This is a genomic window from Motilimonas pumila, assembly GCF_003596335.1.
In the GTDB taxonomy this organism is placed as follows: Bacteria; Pseudomonadota; Gammaproteobacteria; order Enterobacterales; family CBDFNC01; genus Motilimonas; species Motilimonas pumila.
Genome location: NZ_QZCH01000118.1, coordinates 1 through 833, shown reverse-complemented (window position 1 = coordinate 833; position 833 = coordinate 1). Strand labels below are relative to the sequence as shown.

Annotated in this window: 1 protein-coding gene; it reads left to right on the top strand. The window is 36.1% G+C overall.

Annotated features, from left to right (window positions below):
• Window positions 1-170 precede the first annotated feature (170 nt).
• A complete protein-coding gene (locus D1Z90_RS20785; RefSeq protein WP_119912665.1) occupies window positions 171-638 on the top strand; it encodes an SMI1/KNR4 family protein in 468 nt (155 codons plus the stop codon).
• Window positions 639-833: the final 195 nt, after the last annotated feature.

The window sequence follows — 833 nt, the reverse complement described above, 5'->3', positions numbered from 1 at the left end:
ATAAAAAGGGTGCTAGGATTATTCATGTCGATCTCCTGTATCTGTTATGGCGTTTACCTAACAGTGTGGCACTGGCCGAGCTAACCCACGATAAACGCAGGAGGTCGACCCTGTGCACAGGGAATCATTATGTCTAGGCTACTAATCTAAAAAATTTCGGAATTTATGAAATGGAAAATATAACAAAGTTACTTTCAAAAATTGATGATCAATTATCTTCTGAAACATTGAATTCATTCAACGATGATTTTACGGATGAAGAATTTAATAAATTTATAGCTTTGACAAATATCGAAGTAACAAGTGACTTAATTAAATTACTAAAATGGAAAAATGGCCAGAAATGGAATTCAATCTTAAGCCCTGATAACAATAGACGTTTGATGTCAATGAATGAAATTATTGAGACTATAAAATTTTATAATGACCCTATGTCTGAATATCTAGAACCGTGGGAAAAATGTTGGGTCCCAATATTGACTAACGATTCAAGTGATTATGTTGTTTATGTATCTGACGGTAGTAATAAGGGAAAATTAATAGGTTATTGGCATAATGATTATGATCGAAAAGTTGAATATAATTCAATTTGTGATTGGGCATTAGAGTTGATTAAAGACCTCAGTATCGTAGCCTAACAAAGGCAATTAAAACGGACAGCTAAACGTTGGCTGCTGTTCGTTCCTCACAACAATTATAGCCAACGTTTATCTTGCCGCTTATTGCGGCGCTGACGGATCCCCTCATAATTTCCCCAGTCCAGCGTTGTGCGTGAGCCGTTGATATTCCAGTATTGCCCATTGATATTGGGACTCGTAAATTTGATACCGCCT